The sequence below is a fragment of the Streptomyces sp. NBC_01460 genome, assembly GCF_036227405.1.
In the GTDB taxonomy this organism is placed as follows: domain Bacteria; phylum Actinomycetota; class Actinomycetes; order Streptomycetales; family Streptomycetaceae; genus Streptomyces.
In genome coordinates this window covers 4,872,078-4,889,623 of the sequence record NZ_CP109473.1, presented here as the reverse complement: position 1 = coordinate 4,889,623, position 17,546 = coordinate 4,872,078, and the positions used below count along the sequence as shown (strand labels likewise).

Genomic DNA, 17,546 nt, shown 5'->3' with positions numbered 1-17,546 from the left:
CAGCCCCTCAGTCCCATTCCAGGCCGCCCCGGCGCCACACATACGCGTAGGCGACGAAGACGGTGAGCACGAAGAGCAGCATCTCCACGAGCCCGAAGATCCCCAGGGCGTCGAAGGTGACCGCCCAGGGATAGAGGAAGACGATCTCGATGTCGAAGACGATGAACAGCATCGCCGTCAGGTAGTACTTGATGGGGAAACGGCCGCCTCCGGCTGGAGTGGGGGTGGGTTCGATGCCGCACTCGTACGCTTCGAGCTTTGCTCGGTTGTACCGCTTAGGGCCGATAAGCGTGGCCATGACCACGGAGAAGATCGCAAACCCTGCCCCGAGGGCGCCGAGCACGAGGATGGGCGCGTAGGCATTCACGCTCCTCGCTCCTTCCAGTCGTCCTTGACCGTTGGACCGCATCGGGCGATTCGGCTCGCCGCCTCATCAAGATCGTGCACATGTGAGGCAGTTCACAAGCCCGACTGCCCCGCATCTTATGCCTGCTGTCCTGTGATCTGCGACACGGGGTACAGCAACGTCTTTGTGATCTCCACCACCTGACGAACGATCATGAAGTCGGATGAGCGGTGATCTTCGTACGCGAAGCGGCCGGGCGGTTACGAGACGTGACATCTTGCGGCGTTACCGCTGGTCAAAGGCGCGGAGCTCTATCAATGGACGGCCCGTACAGGCAAATTGGCGATGGACACCGCGTGGGTGATATAGGAATCCGCCACATGACCCCTCCACTCGGACGAGGGGCTTCCGGTACCGATGTGGACAATGCGCACGCATTCACGAACTACCGGACGCACTCCTCCGCGACGATCGGGAGACCTCACGGACGGACCGCCGACGGACCGCCGACGGCCTCCGACGGGTGGCCGGAAAAACGGACATGACGCACCAATGGGTCGCACCGCCGCTCGGAGCCCGCCGGCCCCGCTCCGTACGCGGCGCGCGGTCGCGCGGTTGCCTCTCACAGAAGAGCCATGCTGTGACCTGCGTCACTCCACCCAGGCTTCAAGAAAAGCGGGCTTGGCCAACCGTGTGAACGGATGGTAAGCGACGGGCAATTCGGGCGTATTGAAAGAACGCCGTGATCACAGGGGTGCACACGCGTGCCCGTTTTGCCCGTTAGGGCGTCAATAAAGGCCCCTAACAAGCGGATTCACAGATTCCGAACGTAACTGTGTCGCAACACACGTTTCTTGATGGGACCCCTACAGCCCTGATAGCGCTAGTACCCATGTCCCACACCGCTCACATACCCAGCCACCGGAAGCCCCGCCAGAGTGCCTCGAAGACGGCACTGCGGGCAGGAGTTGCCGGTGGCGTCCTCAGCACCATCGCGGTCGCGGGTGCCGCCGGGCCGGCTCAGGCCGAGCCGGTGACCCAGACCATCGAGATGCCCACGATCACCGCCGGGCTCTCCACCTCCGTCGCCGCGTCCGCGCAGGCGACCCAGGCGGTCGCCCTCGACCTCGAGACCCAGGCTCACGAGGACGCCGCAGCCGCCACCGCGGCGAAGACCGCCAAGAAGGCCAAGGCCGAGGCGGTGCGCAAGGCAGAGGCCAAGAAGAAGGCCGAGGCGGCCGCAGAGGCCAAGGCGGAGGCCGCCGAGCGCGCCTCCCGCTCGGCCGAGCGCACCACGCTCAGCGCGTCCACCGCTTCTTCCTCCGGCTCCTCCTCCTCGTCGTCGTCCTCGACCGCCACCGGGTCCGCCGCGTCCGTCATCGCGTTCGCGCAGTCCCAGATCGGTGACGCGTACGTCTCCGGCGGCACCGGCCCGAACTCGTGGGACTGCTCGGGTCTGGTCCAGGCCGCCTACGGCACGGTCGGCATCGACCTGCCGCGCGTCTCGCAGGACCAGTCGACGGCCGGCACCCAGGTCTCGCTCGACAACCTCCAGCCCGGCGACATCCTGTACTGGGGTGGCGCGGGCAGCGCGTACCACGTCGGGATCTACGTGGGCGGCGGCCAGTTCGTCGGCGCGCAGAACTCCAGCACCGGCGTCGTGCAGAAGTCCCTGGACTACGACCCGCCGTCGGGCGCGGTCCGCGTTCTCTGATTCACAAGCTCGGCACGCCACGGCACGATCGCGGGCCGTCACTCCACCGTCCGGAGTGACGGCCCGTCATCGTGCCGTGGGCGCGTCGGCCTCCGCGGCGGCCTCCGCGTCGCTATCCGTCGGCAGACGCGGGCCCGGCACGTGGCCCCGCCCCTCCTGGGCCCGCTCCCGGCGCAGGAGCACCACACCCGCCGCACAGGCGAGAGCGGCCAGCACGAAGCCGTACGGCGGGGTCGAGCCCGAGGGCTGCGTCTCGTAGACGAGCGCGGCCGACAGGACCGTCACCACGCCCAGGGCCCGGCCGCCGTTCGCGGTGGCGGCGATCACCGCCGTGGCCCACAGCAGGTACCACGGCTGCACCATCGGCGAGAGCACGACGAGGGCCAGCAGCGCCGGGCCCAGGGCGCGGACGGGTTCCGTGCGCCCGGTCGCCGCGTGCCACGCGAGGCGGGCGATCAGGACCAGCGCCACCAGCAGGCCCAGGTTCTGCACGGCGGACTTCACCGGATCCGGGTCCGTCCCGGCCAGCAGCCGCAGGAGCTCGCCGAGTCCGAGGCCGAGGTCGCTGCTGAGGGACAGCGCGGTGTGGATGCGCCCCGCGACGCTCTGGGTCCCCAGCCAGCCGAAGCCCGTACCGGGGACGAGGCTCACCCCGGCCGCGACCGCCCCGGCGACCAGCCCGGGCAGCAGCAGCCCCTTCGCCACCCGGCGCACGGCGGATCCGCCCGCCGCCCGGCCCACCACGACGCCCACGAACAGCAGTGCCACCGCCGCCGGGGACTTGACCATCACGGCGAGACCGATGAGCGCCGAGCCGGTGATCCACCTCCCGCGCAGCGCGAGCAGCACGCCCGCCAGCATGAGACCGGTCATCAGACCGTCGTTGTGGACACCGCCGACGACATGGATGAGCAGCAGCGGGTTCAGCGCGCCCAGCCACAGGGCGGCGCTCTCGCCGCGGCCGTGCTCGCGGGCGAGGTTCCGCAGGGCCCACACGATCAGCACCAGCGATCCCAGGGCGATGAGACGCATCCCGAGGACGGCGGGCACGAGCGTGCCGCCCGTCGCCCAGGTCACGCCCCGGGCCAGGAGGAGGAAGAACGGACCGTACGGGGCCGGGGTGTCGGTCCAGTGACCGCCGACGCTCGCGGCCGCGTCGCCGCCCGGTCCTCCGGGGTCGAGCACGGACGGCCCCACGCTGTAGACGTCGTGGCCTTCGAGGACCATCGCGCCCTGCGCGATGTAGCTGTAGACGTCGGCGCTGTAGAGGGGTGGTGCCACCACGAGCGGCACGGTCCACCACGCGAGGGTGGTGAGCGTGTCGCGTACGGAGGCCCCCGTCCGCCCGTACAGCCACCAGGCGACGACGAGCACGGTCAGCCCGCCGTACGCCAGTGCGTGGCCGGCGGCGGTGACGGCGGTCCCGTGGGGGACCCAGAGGCCCCACGGGTCGTGGGCGGGCAGTGTGCCGACGGCCCAGCCGCCCAGCGCGACGCCCAGCGATCCGCCCGCGCCGAGCCACCGGCAGCCCCGGCTGGTCCATGCCCTCGATGCCCCCATGGCCCGAACCTATCGCAGGGCCGCGCGCCGGGGCGTGGGCCCGGGGGTCACCCGGGCCCCGGGGTCAGGCCTTCGGCGCGACCTTCGAGAGGCCGTTGATGATGCGGTCCATGGCGTCGCCGCCCGTCGGGTCGGTGAGGTTGGCGAGCATCTTCAGCGTGAACTTCATCAGCAGGGGGTGGGTCAGACCGCGCTGCGTCGCGATCTTCATGACGTGCGGGTTCCCGATCATCTTCACGAAGGCGCGGCCCAGCGTGTAGTAGCCGCCGTAGGTGTCCTTGAGGACCTTCGGGTAGTGCTGCAGCGCCAGTTCCCGCTGCGCCGGGGTCGAGCGGGCGTGCGCCTGGACGATGACGTCCGCGGCGATCTGGCCCGACTCCATGGCGTACGCGATGCCCTCGCCGTTGAAGGGGTTGACGAGGCCGCCCGCGTCACCGACGAGCAGCAGCCCCTTGGTGTAGTGCGGCTGGCGGTTGAAGGCCATCGGGAGCGCGGCGCCGCGGATCGGCATCGTCATGTTCTCGGGCGTGTAGCCCCAGTCCTCCGGCATGGAGGCGCACCAGGCCTTGAGCACCTCGCGCCAGTCGAGCTCCCTGAAGGCCGACGAGGAGTTGAGGATGCCGAGGCCGACGTTGGACGTGCCGTCGCCCATGCCGAAGATCCAGCCGTAGCCGGGCAGCAGGCGGTCCTCGGCGCCGCGGCGGTCCCACAGCTCCAGCCAGGACTCCAGGTAGTCGTCGTCGTGGCGGGGCGAGGTGAAGTACGTGCGGACCGCGACGCCCATCGGACGGTCCTCGCGACGGTGCAGGCCCATGTTGAGGGAGAGCCGGGTGGAGTTGCCGTCGGCGGCGACGACGAGCGGGGCGTGGAAGGTGGCCGGGATCTTCTCCTCGCCGAGCTTGGCGTGGACGCCGGTGATGCGGCCGGTGCGCTCGTCCTTGATCGGCTCGCCGACGTTGCAGCGCTCGTGGAGCCGCGCGCCCGCCTTCTGGGCCTGGCGGGCCAGCTGCTCGTCGAAGTCGTCGCGCTTGCGGACGAGACCGTAGTCCGGGTACGAGGCGAGCTCCGGCCAGTCCAGCTGGAGGCGGACGCCGCCGCCGATGATGCGCAGGCCCTTGTTGCGCAGCCAGCCGGCCTCTTCGGAGACGTCGATGCCCATGGAGACGAGCTGCTTGGTGGCACGCGGGGTGAGGCCGTCGCCGCAGACCTTCTCCCGCGGGAAGGCCGTCTTCTCGAGGAGGAGCACGTCGAGTCCGGCCTTGGCGAGGTGGTACGCGGTGGTGGAGCCGGCTGGGCCCGCTCCGACGACGATCACGTCCGCGCTGTGTTCGGAGAGGGGCTCGGTCACGGCGGATCTCCCGAAGACTCGAATTCGCGTGCCGCGCGGCACAGGTCGCGTGCAGTCTATGGGTGCCTGCTGATCAACCTCCAGAAGGGCTCCCCGATGCCGCACGCAACTGACCCGATCCCGTCCGTCCATCTGCGTGTCCCCACCGACGAGGACGCCCTGGCCTGGCACCGGGTGTTCGCCGACCCGGAGGTGATGGAGTTCCACGGCGGCCGCCCGGCGGAGTACTCCGTGTACGAGGAGTTGACCGCCCGCCAGCGCCGCCACGACGCGGAGCTCGGCCACTGCCTGTGGACGGTCCTCGACGACGCGGGAGAGGTGCTCGGCTTCACGGGCGCCCAGCCGTGGCCCCACGAGTCGTTCGGCCCGGTCGGCGAGATCGAGATCGGCTGGCGGCTGGGCCGTGCGGCATGGGGGCACGGGTACGCGACCTCCGCCGCGCGGGCGACGCTGGAGCGCGTGAGGGCGCTCGGGGTGCGGGAGGTCGTGGCGATGATCAACACACGCAACGCGCGCTCGGTGGCCGTCGCCGTACGCCTCGGCATGCGGCAGGCCGAGACGTACGTCAGCCCGGTGTCGCAGCAGGAGGCGTACTGCTTCCGGCTGGAGCTCTGAGCCCCGCCGCCGGGTGGCCGGCCGGCGCTCCGGCCACCGGGTGGCCGGCCGGGGGCCGGAGCTCCGAGCTCCGGCCGCCGGGGGGGAGTCAGTCGCGCACGCCCCGGTGCAGGGCCACCACTCCGCCGGTGAGATTGCGCCAGGCCACCTTCGACCAGCCGGCCTTCTGCATCAGCGTCGCGAGGCCGGACTGGTCGGGCCAGGCGCGGATCGACTCGGCGAGGTAGACGTAGGCGTCGGGGTTGGACGAGACGGCCCGCGCGACCGGCGGCAGCGCGCGCATCAGGTACTCGGTGTAGACGGTCCGGAAGGGCGTCCAGGTCGGCTGGGAGAACTCGCAGATCACCACCCGGCCGCCCCGCCGGGTCACGCGGTACAGCTCGGCGAGCGCGGCGCCGGTGTCCTGGATGTTGCGCAGACCGAAGGAGATCGTGACCGCGTCGAAGGTCTCGTCCTTGAACGGGAGCTTCGTGCCGTCGCCCGCGGTGAAGGGCATCCACGGGTGGCGCTCCTTGCCGACCCGGAGCATGCCGATGGAGAAGTCGCAGGGCACCACATAGGCACCGGCCTGCGCGAACGGCTGCGAGGAGGTGGCCGTACCGGCCGCCAGGTCGAGGATCTTCTGGGCGGGCCGGGCGTCGACGGCGCGGGCGACCTCCTTGCGCCAGAGCCGCGCCTGTCCGAGCGACAGCACGTCGTTGGTGAGGTCGTAGTTCGCCGCCACGTCGTCGAACATCGAGGCGACTTCGTGCGGCTGCTTGTCCAGGGATGCTCGGGTCACCCTCCCATTCAAGCAGCCCCGCCCCCGCTCCCTCGCGGCGGCGTGGAACGGCTTCAACCTTTCGGGGCCGACGGCGCTCGTACAGGGGTGAGACCCACCGGAGACTGTGAGAGGAGGCCGGATGCCCGTCCTGCGCGACAGGGGCTCCACCGGCCCGGGCGCCTTCGAGGACACGTTCGAGGATTTCGCCCGGGCGAACCAGCAGCGTCTGTACCGCACGGCGTACCTGCTCTGCGGTGACCGGGAGAGTGCCCGCGACCTGACCCAGACGGCCCTGGCGAAGATCTTCCAGCACTGGCGGCGGGTGAGCGCGGCCGACCGCCCCGAGGCCTACGCGCGCACGGTGCTGACGCGGACGTATCTCGCCGAGCGCCGACGCCGGCTGCGCGACCTCCTGGCCCACACCCCCATCGAGGTGCCCCGGGCCGCCGTCGGCCCCGATCTGACCGTGACCCTGCTGGCCGCACTCGCGGAACTGCCGCCACGGGCCCGGGCGATGGTGGTCCTGCGCTACTGGGAGGACCTCAGCGTGGGGTCGGTCGCCGAGCTGCTCAGATGCAGCGAGTCCACCGTCAAGAGCCAGTGCTCGCGTTCCCTGGCCCGGCTGCGGGAGCGGCTGGGGCCGGCCCATGTCTACATCACCCCGAACTGAGGAGCCCGGATGACGGACCAGGACGCCCTGCTCGTCAAAGACGTCATGAAGCGCGCGGCCGACGCTCTGGGCCCGCTTCCCGACCTGGTGCCCGGGGCCGTCGCCCGGGGCGGGCGCCGCCGGGCGAGGACCCGGCTCGCGCTCACGGCGGGCGCCTTCGGGGCGGTCGCCCTCGGCGTGCTCGGCGTGGCCGCGCTGTCGGGCGGCGGCTCCGGCCGGGCCCCCGCGTCCGGTACGGGGGTGGCCGCGGCCCCGGCGCCGTACCGCACCCCGGTCCATGTGGAGCCCTCCCCCGGGGAGAAGGTGGAGGGCGGCCTCACCGGTCTGCCCGCCGGGGAGAGACAGCGCCTGGAGGACTTCCAGCAGCGCGCGGCCGTGGCGCTGGACGAGGCGCTGCCGGACACCGTCGGCACGGTCCGCCCGGTCGACTCCACCGTGGCGCGCTACCAGGGGGAGGCCGACGGGAACGTCTTCACCGTGACCTTCACGGTCCGGCCGGCCGACGGCCGGGCGGCCGAGGCCTGCCGGGACGTCCCGGAGAAGCGGATGAGCTGCGTGAAGGCGGAGCTCACCGAGGGGGTCGAGGCGCGGCTCCGGCGCGCCGCCGTCAACTCCCTTGCGACGGAGTCCACATCGATCGCCTTCGAATTCGGGAACAGCACGGTCCTGATCAACGTCTCCCCGGACGAGGGGAAAGGGGTTTCCGCGCCGGTGACCGTCGAGCAGCTCCTGGACGGGGTCAGGGGAAGCGGGCTGCTGGACGTCGTGCGGTACGCGGACGAGCACCCGGTGCTCCAGAAGCAGGCCAGCGTGCAGGGCGGGTGAATCCACCCTTCCTGGACGGACGTTCCGAGACCACGGACAGCCACCAGACGATGCACGACGACGACACACATCACATACGGAGCGCCTCGGGCGCCCGCCGGGGGGCCGGAGCATCCGCTCCGGGGGTACGGCCTTCGCGCACCCAGGCCCGGAGGCGGTCCAAGGACCGCCGAAGACGGATGCGAAGACGGCGCGCCGTCTTCGCCGGGGCGGTGGTCGCGGCATCGGCCGTCGCCGCCTTCCTCCTCGTCACCCCGCCGTGGCGGGACGACGGCGCCGCGGTGGCGGCGGGCCGGGAGCCGGACCGGAGCACCTCGCCGACGGCCACCGCTCCGGAGGCGCCGGCCTCGCGGGAGGCGTCGGTGCGTCCCACGCCCTCGAAGTCCTCCGAGCCGCCCGAGGGATCGCCTGGCCCCGAGGAGCCCGTGGACCCGCGCTCCGTGCCGTCCTCGGGCCCCGGCACCTTCACGGTGGCGCACGGGGGGGCCACCTCCGGAGGCGGCGGCAGCCGCTACCGCGTCGAGGTGGAGGACGGCATCGGCGTGGACCCGGACAGGGCCGCCGAGGACGTGGCGGCGATACTCGCCGACCCGCGGGGCTGGACCGAGGGCGCGAGCCGCGCCTTCCGTCAGGTCGACGACAACAGCGCCGGGCTGGTGATCCGCATAGGGACGCCGAGCACCACCGACCGGCTCTGCGGGCGGTACGGGCTGAACACCAGGGGCGAGGTGAACTGCCGCGGCGGGAAGAACGTCATGGTCAACCTCGCCCGCTGGCAGCTGGGTTCACCGACGTTCGACGGGTCCGCGTCCGAGTACCGCGCGCTGATCATCAATCACGAGGTCGGCCACTGGCTGGGCCACGGCCACGAGACCTGTCCCGGCACCGGGAGGCCCGCGCCCGCGATGATGCAGCAGATCAAGGGGCTCAAGGGCTGCGTGTCCAACGCCTGGCCGTACGACGCGAAGGGGCGCTACCTGGGCGGGCCCTCCGTGCCGTGAGGCCGGGGGCCGGCGCCGTACGTGCGGCGGGGCCGGCGCCGTACGTGCTGTGAGGCCGGGGCGTACGTGCGCCGGCCCCGTCACCGCCGCCGGTACACCAGCCGCCCGCCGAGGACCGTGGCCACGCAGGTCTCCGCGCCCGCCGCGCACAGCGCCGCTTCGTCCGGCACGTCGAAGACCGCGAGATCGGCGCGGCCGCCGACGGCGAGCGGACCGTGCGCGGTGCCCGCCAGGTCGCGTCCCCGCGCGAAGGGGTCCAGGTCCGGTCCGCCGGCCGGGGCCCCGCCCGGCGGGACCACGGTCAGACCGGCGCGGGCCACGGCGGTGCGTACGGCGGGTTCGGCGTAGCCTCCCGCGACATGGGTGGTGCCGTGGCGCAGCATCCGCTGCAGCCCGCGGCGCACGCTGCCGGCCCGGCGGGGCTCGTCCATCCGCCCGTCCAGCCGCTCGAACTCCGCCCCGGACAGGGGCTGTTCACCGAGCTCGTCGGCCTCGCGCGGGTCGGGGTGGTAGCACCGGGTCAGCAGCGGGACGCCGTCCCACTGGCGCAGGCCCGGTGTGAGGACGCCGGGCCACCGCCGGACCCGGGCCGCCGGGTGCGCGGCCACGACCGCGTCCAGCGGCCCGAGGGCCACGATCCGGTCGCCGTCCACGGCCACCGCACCCTCCTCGACGGGCGCCGCGCCGACCGGCAGGACCAGGGGCGCGGCGTGCACGGTCAGCACGCGTGTCTCAGCGGGCGTCGAGGAGCTTCAGCTCCGGGTGCGCCGTGCCGCCCGCGATCGCGGTGGAGGAGATGTGCGAGACGACGCGCTCGTCGACCGGGTCGTTCGCCGGGTCGTCGTGGACGACCAGGTGCTCGTAGGTCGTGGCGCGCTGGGCGGGGACGCGGCCCGCCTTGCGGATGAGGTCGATGATCTCGAGCCGGTTCGAGCGGTGCTTGGCACCGGCGGACGAGACGACGTTCTCCTCCAGCATGATCGAGCCGAGGTCGTCCGCCCCGTAGTGCAGGGACAGCTGGCCGACCTCCTTGCCGGTGGTCAGCCAGGAACCCTGGATGTGGGCGACGTTGTCGAGGAAGAGCCGGGCGATGGCGATCATCCGCAGGTACTCGAAGAGGGTGGCCTGCGTCTGTCCCTTCAGCTTGTTGTTCTCCGGCTGGTAGGTGTACGGGATGAAGGCGCGGAAGCCGCCCGTGCGGTCCTGGACGTCGCGGATCATCCGCAGGTGCTCGATGCGTTCGGCGTTGGTCTCGCCGGTGCCCATCAGCATGGTGGAGGTGGACTCGACGCCGAGGCCGTGGGCGATCTCCATGATCTCCAGCCAGCGCTCGCCGGACTCCTTGAGCGGGGCGATCGCCGTACGCGGCCGGGCGGGCAGCAGTTCGGCGCCGGCGCCGGCGAAGGAGTCGAGACCGGCGGCGTGGATGCGCTCGATCGCCTCCTTCGCGGAGACACCCGAGATGCGGGCCATGTGCTCGATCTCGGAGGCACCGAGCGAGTGGATGACCAGCTGCGGGAACGCCTTCTTGATCGCGGAGAAGTGCTCCTCGTAGTACTCGACGCCGTAGTCCGGGTGGTGGCCGCCCTGGAACATGATCTGCGTGCCGCCCAGCTCGACGGTCTCCGCGCAGCGGCGCAGGATGTCGTCGAGGTCGCGGGACCAGCCCTTGGCGGTGTCCTTGGGCGGCGCGTAGAACGCGCAGAACTTGCAGGCCGTGACGCAGACGTTGGTGTAGTTGATGTTGCGCTCGATGATGTACGTCGCGATGTGCTCCGTGCCGGCGTAGCGGCGGCGGCGCACGGCGTCGGCCGCGGCCCCCAGCGCATGCAGCGGTGCCGACCTGTAGAGGTCGAGCGCCTCCTCCGGAGTGATCCGCCCGCCTCCGGCGGCGCGGTCGAGGACGGGCTGAAGGTCGGCCTTCTCGGTCACCGGGCTGTCACCTTTCGGCGGTTTTTCTACGGATCCACGGACCGATCCAGCCTACGCCAGCCCCTGCCGGGGTCAGCCGTCGGACCGGGCGAGCGTGCCCTTCGGCGTGCCCGCGGCCTCCTCGTGCGACGCGTAGAGCAGGGTGTCGCCCGGGCCGAGGGTGAAGACGAGGTCGGCCTCTCCCCCGGTGCAGAGGGCGCCGCCGCGGGCGTCGGGGTCCGCGCGTTCGCGGACCTTCAGCTCGGTGGCCGTGCCGGAGACGAGGGTGCCGACGGCCTTGCAGACGACGGTCGTTCCGAGCGCGTCGAAGCGGTACGACAGCCGGACGACCTCCTCGCCCTTCTTCCCCTCGACGAAGACGGCGGTGACCGTGCCGTGCGACAGGCCGCTGCGCTCGGTCGTGGGGCCCTTCCAGGTGCCGGCGAACGTCTTGGGCACCGCGCCGACGGGCGCGGAGGCCGAGGAGCTCGCGGACGGCTGGGGTTCCGCGGCATCGGGCGGATTCTGCGACCGGCTCGCCGACGGGTGCTGCGCGGCGTCGTCGCCCCGGTCGTCGTCGGACCCGAACAGGTCCCCCAGCATCCCCGTGCCGACCGTCACGACGGCCAGCGCGCCGGCGACGGCCAGCGCGACGGTGCAGCTGACCCGCCGCCCCCGGCGCCCGCCGGGCTCCGGGCGGGAGTCCATGGTGACGGCGACCCGGGCCCCGGGGCCCCGCTCCCCCGAGGTGCCCGGCGGCCCGGCGGGCGGGGGCGGCAGCGGCGGGCCGAAGGCGCCGAGCGGCGCGGCCCCCAGCGACGCGTTGCTGAACGGCACCGGGCCCGACTGCACGGGCGCGTCCTGCGGCTCCAGGTCCAGCAGGGCCACCGCCGATCTGCTGACCTCGCGCACCAGCGGGCCCGGCAGCCAGCCGGGGGCCACCAGCGCGGCGGCCCCGCCGGGCGCGAGCCTGCGGGCGAGCTCGGCGGGGGCGGGCCGGTCGGCGGGGTCCTTGGCGAGGCAGCCGGCCACCAGCTCCCTCAGTTCGCCCTCCAGGTCGCCGAGTTCGGGTTCCTCGTGGACCACCTTGTAGAGGAGCACGGCGGAGGAGTCGCCGGGGAAGGGCGCGGTGCCGGTGGCCGCGTAGGCGAGGACCGCGCCGAGCGAGAAGACATCGGCCGCGCCGGAGAGGTCCAGCCCCCGGATCTGCTCCGGCGCCATGTAGCCGGGCGAACCGACGGAGACGCCGGTGGAGGTGAGGGAGACCGTGGCCCCGAGGGCCCGGGCGATACCGAAGTCGATCAGCCGGGGGCCGTCGAGGGCGAGCAGGACGTTGGACGGCTTGACGTCCCGGTGGATGAGGCCGTGCGCGTGCACGGCGTCGAGCGCCTCGCCGAGGCCGGCCCCCAGGGTCCGTACCGCGTACTCGGGCAGCGGGCCGTGGCGGGTGACCGCGTCGGAGAGCGGGGGCCCGGCGACGTACCCGGTGGCCACCCACGGCACGGCCGCGTCGGGGTCGGCGTCCAGGACGGGTGCCGTCCACTGCGCTCCGAGGCGCCGCGCGGCGTCCACCTCGCGGCGGAATCGCGCGCGGAACTGCTCGTCGAGGGCGAAGTGGGGGTGCACGACCTTGACCGCGACGGTACGGCCGCCGGCGCTGCGGCCCAGGTAGACGCGGCCCATCCCGCCGGCACCGAGCCTGCCGAGCAGCCGGTAGGCGCCGATGGTGTGCGGTTCGCCGGCTTCCAGCGGCTGCATACGGTCTCCCCCTGTGGTCCCCGGGACTCGGACCGCAGCCTAGGGCGCCCGGCTCACGGGGTCACGGAGACCCCGTGAGCCGATATCGCCCCTATGGGCACGAAGCAGGGATTTCGCCACTCGGAAAGGCGCGAATACGCCGTTCGTCCGCGTCGTCCGGGGTTCACCGGAGAGAAACCGGAAGGGCTTCCGTGCGCCGTCCGCTATTCCTTCGCGGGTGTGTGGGAGAGGTCCCGCCACGGAACTCCGGACATTCGCGCCCTTTCCTGGGAACGGAATGCCGGAGCGACGCGTCAGGGGAAAGGACACCCGGGCGGGAAGGTCCGGGAAGGCGCGGGATTCCTGTTCTCTCCCGCACCATTCCCGGGGCCGCCGCTGTCAGCCGCCGAGCAGTTCGACCTTGACGTCCGCCGGGTATCCGGTCGTCGGTCCGGTCCGCCGGGCGAACTCGCGCACCCCGGCCAGCTGGTCCGGGCCGAAGCGGAAGTCCAGGGTGGTGAAGTAGCGCTCCAGCACCTCGGCGTCGAAGGCCTCCCAGCGCGCCGCCTGCTCGGCCACCTTGGTGACCTCCTCCAGCGAGACGTCGCGGGAGGCGAGGAACGCCTCGTGCACCTTCTCCACGTATTCGGGGTGCGAGGCCAGGTAGTCCTTGCGCGCCGCCCAGACCGCGAAGACGAACGGCAGCCCCGTCCACTCCTTCCACATCTCACCCAGGTCGTGGACCTGGAGTCCGAGCCTGGGGGCGTCGTGCAGGTTGGCCCGCAGCGCCGCGTCGCCGATGAGGACGGCCGCGTCGGCCTCCTGCATCATCAGGCCGAGGTCCGGCGGGCAGGTGTAGTAGTCGGGGGCGACGCCGTACCGCTCGGAGAGCAGCAGCTGGGCCAGCCGTACGGAGGTGCGCGAGGTCGAGCCGAGGGCCACCCGGGCCCCGTCCAGCTGCTCCAGGGGGAGCTGGGACACGATCACGCACGACATGACGGGGCCGTCGCAGCCGACGGCGATGTCGGGGAGGGCCACCAGGTCGTCGGCGTTGCGCAGGTACTCGACCAGGGTCACGGGACCGATGTCGAGGTCACCCGCGACCAGCTGCTCACTGAGTCTCTCCGGGGTGTCCTTCGAGAGCTCAAGATCGAGCAGGGTCCCGGTCCGTGCCAGTCCCCAGTAGAGGGGGAGGCAGTTCAGGAACTGGATGTGGCCGACGCGCGGCCTGCTGCGACGGTCGTCGCCTTCTGCGGGAGAGACGGTTGAATTGTCCACATCGCGAGGCTAGACCTGCCTCCGCCGGCCCGCTTCATCGGGGCGTCCCGAGAGGGCGCCGGAGGCCTTGTCCGTCACCTCTCCGACGGGCCGATCAAACATCCGGGTGAAGTGATCTTTCCCTCTACCGCTCCCCGCACACTGCGTGCTAGGCTCGCCCGCAAGTTGCAGTTTGGTTTCCCTTGCAGTACAGAGCCTGCGGAGCATGTAACCCGCAGGCTTTTGTAGTTTTCAGACTTGTTTGCAGGTTCTGGAGCAGGGCAACCCTTTGGCCCAAGGAGGGCTTTATGGCTACCGGAACCGTCAAGTGGTTCAACGCTGAAAAGGGCTTCGGCTTCATCGCCCAGGACGGCGGCGGCCCGGATGTCTTCGTCCACTACTCCGCGATCAACGCGTCCGGGTTCCGCTCCCTCGAGGAGAACCAGGTCGTGAACTTCGACGTCACTCAGGGTCCCAAGGGTCCGCAGGCTGAGAACGTCACCCCGGCCTAGTTGCCCGGGTCGGCCGATCGCGGCCGAGTGAGCAGTACCCAAGGAGCCCCGCTCCCCCGCCCCGGCGGAGGAACGGGGCTCCTGCCTTGTCCGGGCCCCGCTGGTCACACGGCTCGCGGCCGGACGGACATGTTCAGGGCCTGTGCAGAGCGTCACCCGATGCTGACGAGCCCGCCCGTGACAAGGCAGACTGTTGAGCCTGATACCAGCGGTACGGTGCGGCGGACCGGCAGGACCGGCGGGGCGAGCAGGACAGGGGGCATCATGGACCGCGAAAAGGGACCGGACGTGCGCGTTCCGGAGCAACGCGCGCCTCGGGAACAGGCGGCCGGGGATCGGCTCCGCTTCACCGTGCTCGGCCCCGTACGCGCCTGGCGGGGTGGCGAGGCCCTGCCCTCGGGATCCCCGCAGCAACGCGCCCTGCTGGCCGCCCTGCTGCTGCGCGACGGCCGCACGGCCACCGCCGCCGAGCTCATAGACGCCCTGTGGGGGGACGACCCCCCGTCCCAGGCACTGGCCACGGTACGGACGTACGCGTCCAGGCTCCGCAAGACCCTGGGCCAGGACACCCTCGTCAGCGAGTCCGGCGGCTACGCGGTCCGGATCCCCCGCGAATCACTGGACCTGACGCTCGCTCAGGACCTGGCGTCCGAGGCGGAGAAGGTCCGTGGCGGCGGGGACCGCTGCCAGGCCCGGACCCTGATCAACAAGCTGCTGGGCCTCTGGGACGGCGAGGCGCTCGCCTCCCTCCCCGGCCCGTACGCGGAGAACCAGCGCAGCAGCCTGGAGGAGTGGCGGCTCCAGCTCACCGAGACCCGCCTCGACCTGGACCTGGAGGTCGGCTGCCACGCGGAGGCCGTCTCCGAACTGACCGCGCTCACCGCGGCGCACCCCCTGCGCGAGCGGCTGCGCGAACTGCTGATGGTCGCGCTGTACCGCAGCGGCCGGCAGGCCGAGGCACTCGCGGTGTACGCCGACACCCGCCGGCTGCTCGCCGAGGAGCTGGGCGTGGACCCGCGCCCCGAGCTCGCCCAGCTCCAGCAGCGGATCCTCCGGGCGGACGAGGAACTGGCCCGCCCCGCCGACGAGCCGGCGGCCGCGCCCGCACCGCTCCGGCCGGCTCAGCTCCCCGCCACCGTCCCGGACTTCACGGGCCGCGCCGCGTTCGTGCGCGAGCTGAGCGACCGGCTCGCCGGCACGGAGGGCTCCGTCATGGCCGTCTCCGCGCTGGCCGGCATCGGCGGCGTCGGCAAGACGACCCTCGCCGTGCACGTCGCCCACCAGGCACGCCGGCACTTCCCGGACGGCCAGCTGTACGTCGACCTCCAGGGCGCGGGCGCCCGGGCCGCGGAACCCGAGACCGTCCTCGGGGCGTTCCTGCGCGCCCTGGGCACCACCGACTCCGCGATCCCGGACTCCCTGGACGAGCGGGCCGCCCTCTACCGCTCCACCCTCGACGGCCGCCGCATCCTCGTCCTGCTCGACAACGCCCATGACGCGGCCCAGATCCGACCTCTGCTCCCCGGTACGGAGGGCTGCGCGGCCCTGGTCACCAGCCGCGTCCGCATGGTCGACCTGGCCGGCGCGCACCTCGTGGACCTCGACGTGATGTCCCCCGAGGAGGCCCTGCAGCTCTTCACCCGCATCGTCGGCGACGAGCGCGTCCGCTCGGAGCGCGAGGCCGCCCTGGACGTGGTGGCCGCGTGCGGCTTCCTCCCCCTGGCCATCCGCATCGCCGCCTCGCGGCTGGCCGCCCGCCGCACCTGGACGGTCTCGGTGCTGGCCGCGAAGCTCGCCGACGAGCGCCGCCGCCTCGACGAACTCCAGGCGGGCGACCTCGCGGTGAAGGCCACCTTCGAGCTCGGCTACGGCCAGCTGGAGCCGGCCCAGGCCCGCGCCTTCCGCCTCCTGGGCCTGGCGGACGGCCCGGACATCTCCCTCGCCGCGGCGGCCGCCCTGCTGAACCTGGACCTCCACACGGCGGAGGACCTCCTGGAGACCCTGGTCGACACGAGCCTCCTGGAGTCCGCCGCCCCGGGCCGCTACCGCTATCACGACCTGGTCCGTCTCTACGCGCGTGCGTGCGCGGAGCGGGACGAACAGCCGCCGGCGGAGAGGGCGCTGGCGCTCTCGCGGCTGCTGGACTTCTACCTGGCCACGGCGGCGGGGGTGTACGCGCTGGAGCGGCCGGGGGACCGGCTGATCGCTCACCTGGAGCAGACGGAGCACCCGGGGATCACCTTCGAGGACCGCCATTCAGCCCTGGACTGGCTCTACTCCGAGGCGAACTGCCTCCTGGCCTGCGCACAGCAGTCGACGGGGCGCGGCATGCTCCGCAGAGCCGTCGACCTGCTCTGGGCCGCGAAGGACCTGGCCGAGTCGGGAGCGAACTCGAAGCAGTACGAGTCGGCTGCCCTGACGACGCGGGACGCCGCCCAGTCCTACGGCGACGCACACGCCGAGGGCCGCGCCCGGACCACGATCACCAATGTCCACATCGTGGCGGGCCGGTTCGACGAGGCCGACGACGAGGCCCAGCGGGCCATGCAGCTGGCGCGTTCGGCCGACGACCCGGTTCCCAATTGCTGGGCTCCCAACGACCGGGGAGTGATCGCCATCTACCAGGGGCGGCACGAGGAGGGCGAGCGGCACCTGCTTCAGGCCATCGAGAACTTCCGCGCCGACAGCAACGACGTCGGCCAGGCGAGCGCCCTGTGCAACCTCTCCCGGATCCATGTGTCCCTCGGCCGCATCCACAGCGCCATAGAGCTGGCGCAACAGGGCATCGACATCTACGACCGGATGGGCCTCAGCCTCCGTCTGGCCAACGGCCGGTACGCCCTGGGTATCGCCCTGACCCGGGCCGGCCGGCTGCCCGAGGCCCTGAACCAGCTCACCGAAGCACTGGCCCTCTTCCATGACAACCGGCAGCCGCTGTGGGAAGGCGTCACGCACTTCCGGCTGGCAGAGGCTCATCTCGCGGCGCACCGCCCCACCTTGGCGGCCGCCCACGCGGAGCAGGCGATCGCACTCCGGGGCATCGGCGGCGAGTGGCGCCGCGGCACGGTGCTGACCGTGCTCGGCAAGGCGCTCGACAGCATCGGACAACCGGACCGCGCAAGGGCCTGCTGGCGCGAAGCCCTGGCCATCTACGAGCAGTTGGACGCTCCGGAGGCGGAGGAGACACGTCTCCTGCTGGCGCCTGTGGCCGCGGCGTAGCCACGGCGTTCATCGTTCGTTTATCGCCGGTCGCCAGTCTGTAGTTCATCGAGCCGTCGCGTCGGGGG

The 17,546-nt window shown here is 72.2% G+C and carries 15 protein-coding genes; 7 read left to right on the top strand and 8 right to left on the bottom strand.

The window, feature by feature from the left end; all coding sequences use genetic code 11:
• Positions 1–7: 7 nt before the first annotated feature.
• Positions 8–367 (bottom strand): NADH-quinone oxidoreductase subunit A, encoded by a 360-nt coding sequence (locus OG488_RS22035; RefSeq protein ID WP_003992243.1) that lies wholly within the window; start codon positions 365–367, stop codon positions 8–10.
• 871 nt (positions 368–1,238) lie between these two features.
• On the opposite strand from OG488_RS22035, the gene OG488_RS22030 reads away from it, so the two are divergent.
• Positions 1,239–2,060 carry a C40 family peptidase gene (locus OG488_RS22030; protein ID WP_329231691.1) on the top strand — a complete coding sequence of 274 codons (822 nt, stop codon included), beginning with the start codon at positions 1,239–1,241 and terminating at the stop codon, positions 2,058–2,060.
• A gap of 66 nt (positions 2,061–2,126) precedes the next feature.
• On the opposite strand, the gene mptB is transcribed toward OG488_RS22030, so the two are convergent.
• Both mptB and OG488_RS22020 read right to left on the bottom strand, forming a co-directional pair.
• A complete protein-coding gene (mptB, locus tag OG488_RS22025; RefSeq protein ID WP_329231690.1) occupies positions 2,127–3,620 on the bottom strand; it encodes a polyprenol phosphomannose-dependent alpha 1,6 mannosyltransferase MptB in 1,494 nt (497 codons plus the stop codon).
• 64 nt (positions 3,621–3,684) lie between these two features.
• Complete coding sequence (locus OG488_RS22020; protein WP_329231688.1) at positions 3,685–4,968, bottom strand: geranylgeranyl reductase family protein; 1,284 nt, start codon at positions 4,966–4,968, stop codon at positions 3,685–3,687.
• 96 nt (positions 4,969–5,064) lie between these two features.
• Between OG488_RS22020 and OG488_RS22015 the strand changes: the two genes are divergently transcribed.
• On the top strand, positions 5,065–5,583 hold the full coding sequence (locus tag OG488_RS22015) for a GNAT family N-acetyltransferase (protein WP_329231686.1): 519 nt from the start codon (positions 5,065–5,067) through the stop codon (positions 5,581–5,583).
• A gap of 88 nt (positions 5,584–5,671) precedes the next feature.
• On the opposite strand, the gene OG488_RS22010 is transcribed toward OG488_RS22015, so the two are convergent.
• Positions 5,672–6,364 carry a demethylmenaquinone methyltransferase gene (locus tag OG488_RS22010; protein WP_329231684.1) on the bottom strand — a complete coding sequence of 231 codons (693 nt, stop codon included), beginning with the start codon at positions 6,362–6,364 and terminating at the stop codon, positions 5,672–5,674.
• A gap of 121 nt (positions 6,365–6,485) precedes the next feature.
• Between OG488_RS22010 and OG488_RS22005 the strand changes: the two genes are divergently transcribed.
• From OG488_RS22005 to OG488_RS21995, 3 genes are read left to right on the top strand one after another with little or no spacing between them, the layout of a single operon-like run.
• Positions 6,486–7,016 (top strand): SigE family RNA polymerase sigma factor, encoded by a 531-nt coding sequence (locus OG488_RS22005; protein WP_329231682.1) that lies wholly within the window; start codon positions 6,486–6,488, stop codon positions 7,014–7,016.
• 9 nt (positions 7,017–7,025) lie between these two features.
• On the top strand, positions 7,026–7,841 hold the full coding sequence (locus OG488_RS22000) for a hypothetical protein (RefSeq protein WP_329231680.1): 816 nt from the start codon (positions 7,026–7,028) through the stop codon (positions 7,839–7,841).
• A 50-nt stretch (positions 7,842–7,891) separates the two neighbouring features.
• Entirely contained in the window at positions 7,892–8,842 is a 951-nt protein-coding gene (locus tag OG488_RS21995) for a DUF3152 domain-containing protein (protein WP_329238911.1), read from the top strand.
• Between the two features lie 80 nt (positions 8,843–8,922).
• Here the strand turns inward: OG488_RS21995 and OG488_RS21990 are convergent, their stop codons facing one another.
• The 4 genes from OG488_RS21990 to OG488_RS21975 all read right to left on the bottom strand — a co-directional run bounded on the left by OG488_RS21990 (position 8,923) and on the right by OG488_RS21975 (position 13,768).
• On the bottom strand, positions 8,923–9,567 hold the full coding sequence (locus tag OG488_RS21990; RefSeq protein WP_329231679.1) for an imidazolonepropionase-like domain-containing protein: 645 nt from the start codon (positions 9,565–9,567) through the stop codon (positions 8,923–8,925).
• Positions 9,568–9,574: 7 nt separating this feature from the next.
• Entirely contained in the window at positions 9,575–10,774 is a 1,200-nt protein-coding gene (gene mqnC / locus OG488_RS21985; RefSeq protein WP_329231677.1) for a cyclic dehypoxanthinyl futalosine synthase, read from the bottom strand.
• A 72-nt stretch (positions 10,775–10,846) separates the two neighbouring features.
• On the bottom strand, positions 10,847–12,511 hold the full coding sequence (locus tag OG488_RS21980; RefSeq protein ID WP_329231675.1) for a serine/threonine-protein kinase: 1,665 nt from the start codon (positions 12,509–12,511) through the stop codon (positions 10,847–10,849).
• 378 nt (positions 12,512–12,889) lie between these two features.
• Positions 12,890–13,768, bottom strand: a complete 879-nt coding sequence (locus OG488_RS21975) for a menaquinone biosynthetic enzyme MqnA/MqnD family protein (protein WP_329231673.1) — start codon at positions 13,766–13,768, stop codon at positions 12,890–12,892.
• A 287-nt stretch (positions 13,769–14,055) separates the two neighbouring features.
• Here OG488_RS21975 and OG488_RS21970 point away from each other — a divergent pair, with 287 nt between their 5' ends.
• The gene (locus tag OG488_RS21970) at positions 14,056–14,259 is read left to right on the top strand and encodes a cold-shock protein (RefSeq protein WP_003967102.1); all 204 of its coding nucleotides are present in this window, start codon (positions 14,056–14,058) and stop codon (positions 14,257–14,259) included.
• 264 nt (positions 14,260–14,523) lie between these two features.
• Positions 14,524–17,478, top strand: a complete 2,955-nt coding sequence (locus OG488_RS21965) for an AfsR/SARP family transcriptional regulator (RefSeq protein ID WP_329231672.1) — start codon at positions 14,524–14,526, stop codon at positions 17,476–17,478.
• The last annotated feature ends 68 nt before the right edge of the window (positions 17,479–17,546 follow it).

Coding starts and splice junctions, on each gene's coding strand:
- OG488_RS22030 (WP_329231691.1), top strand. CDS start 1,239: ATGTCCCACACCGCTCACATACCCAGCCACCGGAAGCCCCGCCAGAGT.
- mptB (WP_329231690.1), bottom strand. CDS start 3,620: ATGGGGGCATCGAGGGCATGGACCAGCCGGGGCTGCCGGTGGCTCGGC.
- OG488_RS22015 (WP_329231686.1), top strand. CDS start 5,065: ATGCCGCACGCAACTGACCCGATCCCGTCCGTCCATCTGCGTGTCCCC.
- OG488_RS22005 (WP_329231682.1), top strand. CDS start 6,486: ATGCCCGTCCTGCGCGACAGGGGCTCCACCGGCCCGGGCGCCTTCGAG.
- OG488_RS22000 (WP_329231680.1), top strand. CDS start 7,026: ATGACGGACCAGGACGCCCTGCTCGTCAAAGACGTCATGAAGCGCGCG.
- OG488_RS21995 (WP_329238911.1), top strand. CDS start 7,892: ATGCACGACGACGACACACATCACATACGGAGCGCCTCGGGCGCCCGC.
- OG488_RS21980 (WP_329231675.1), bottom strand. CDS start 12,511: ATGCAGCCGCTGGAAGCCGGCGAACCGCACACCATCGGCGCCTACCGG.
- OG488_RS21970 (WP_003967102.1), top strand. CDS start 14,056: ATGGCTACCGGAACCGTCAAGTGGTTCAACGCTGAAAAGGGCTTCGGC.
- OG488_RS21965 (WP_329231672.1), top strand. CDS start 14,524: ATGGACCGCGAAAAGGGACCGGACGTGCGCGTTCCGGAGCAACGCGCG.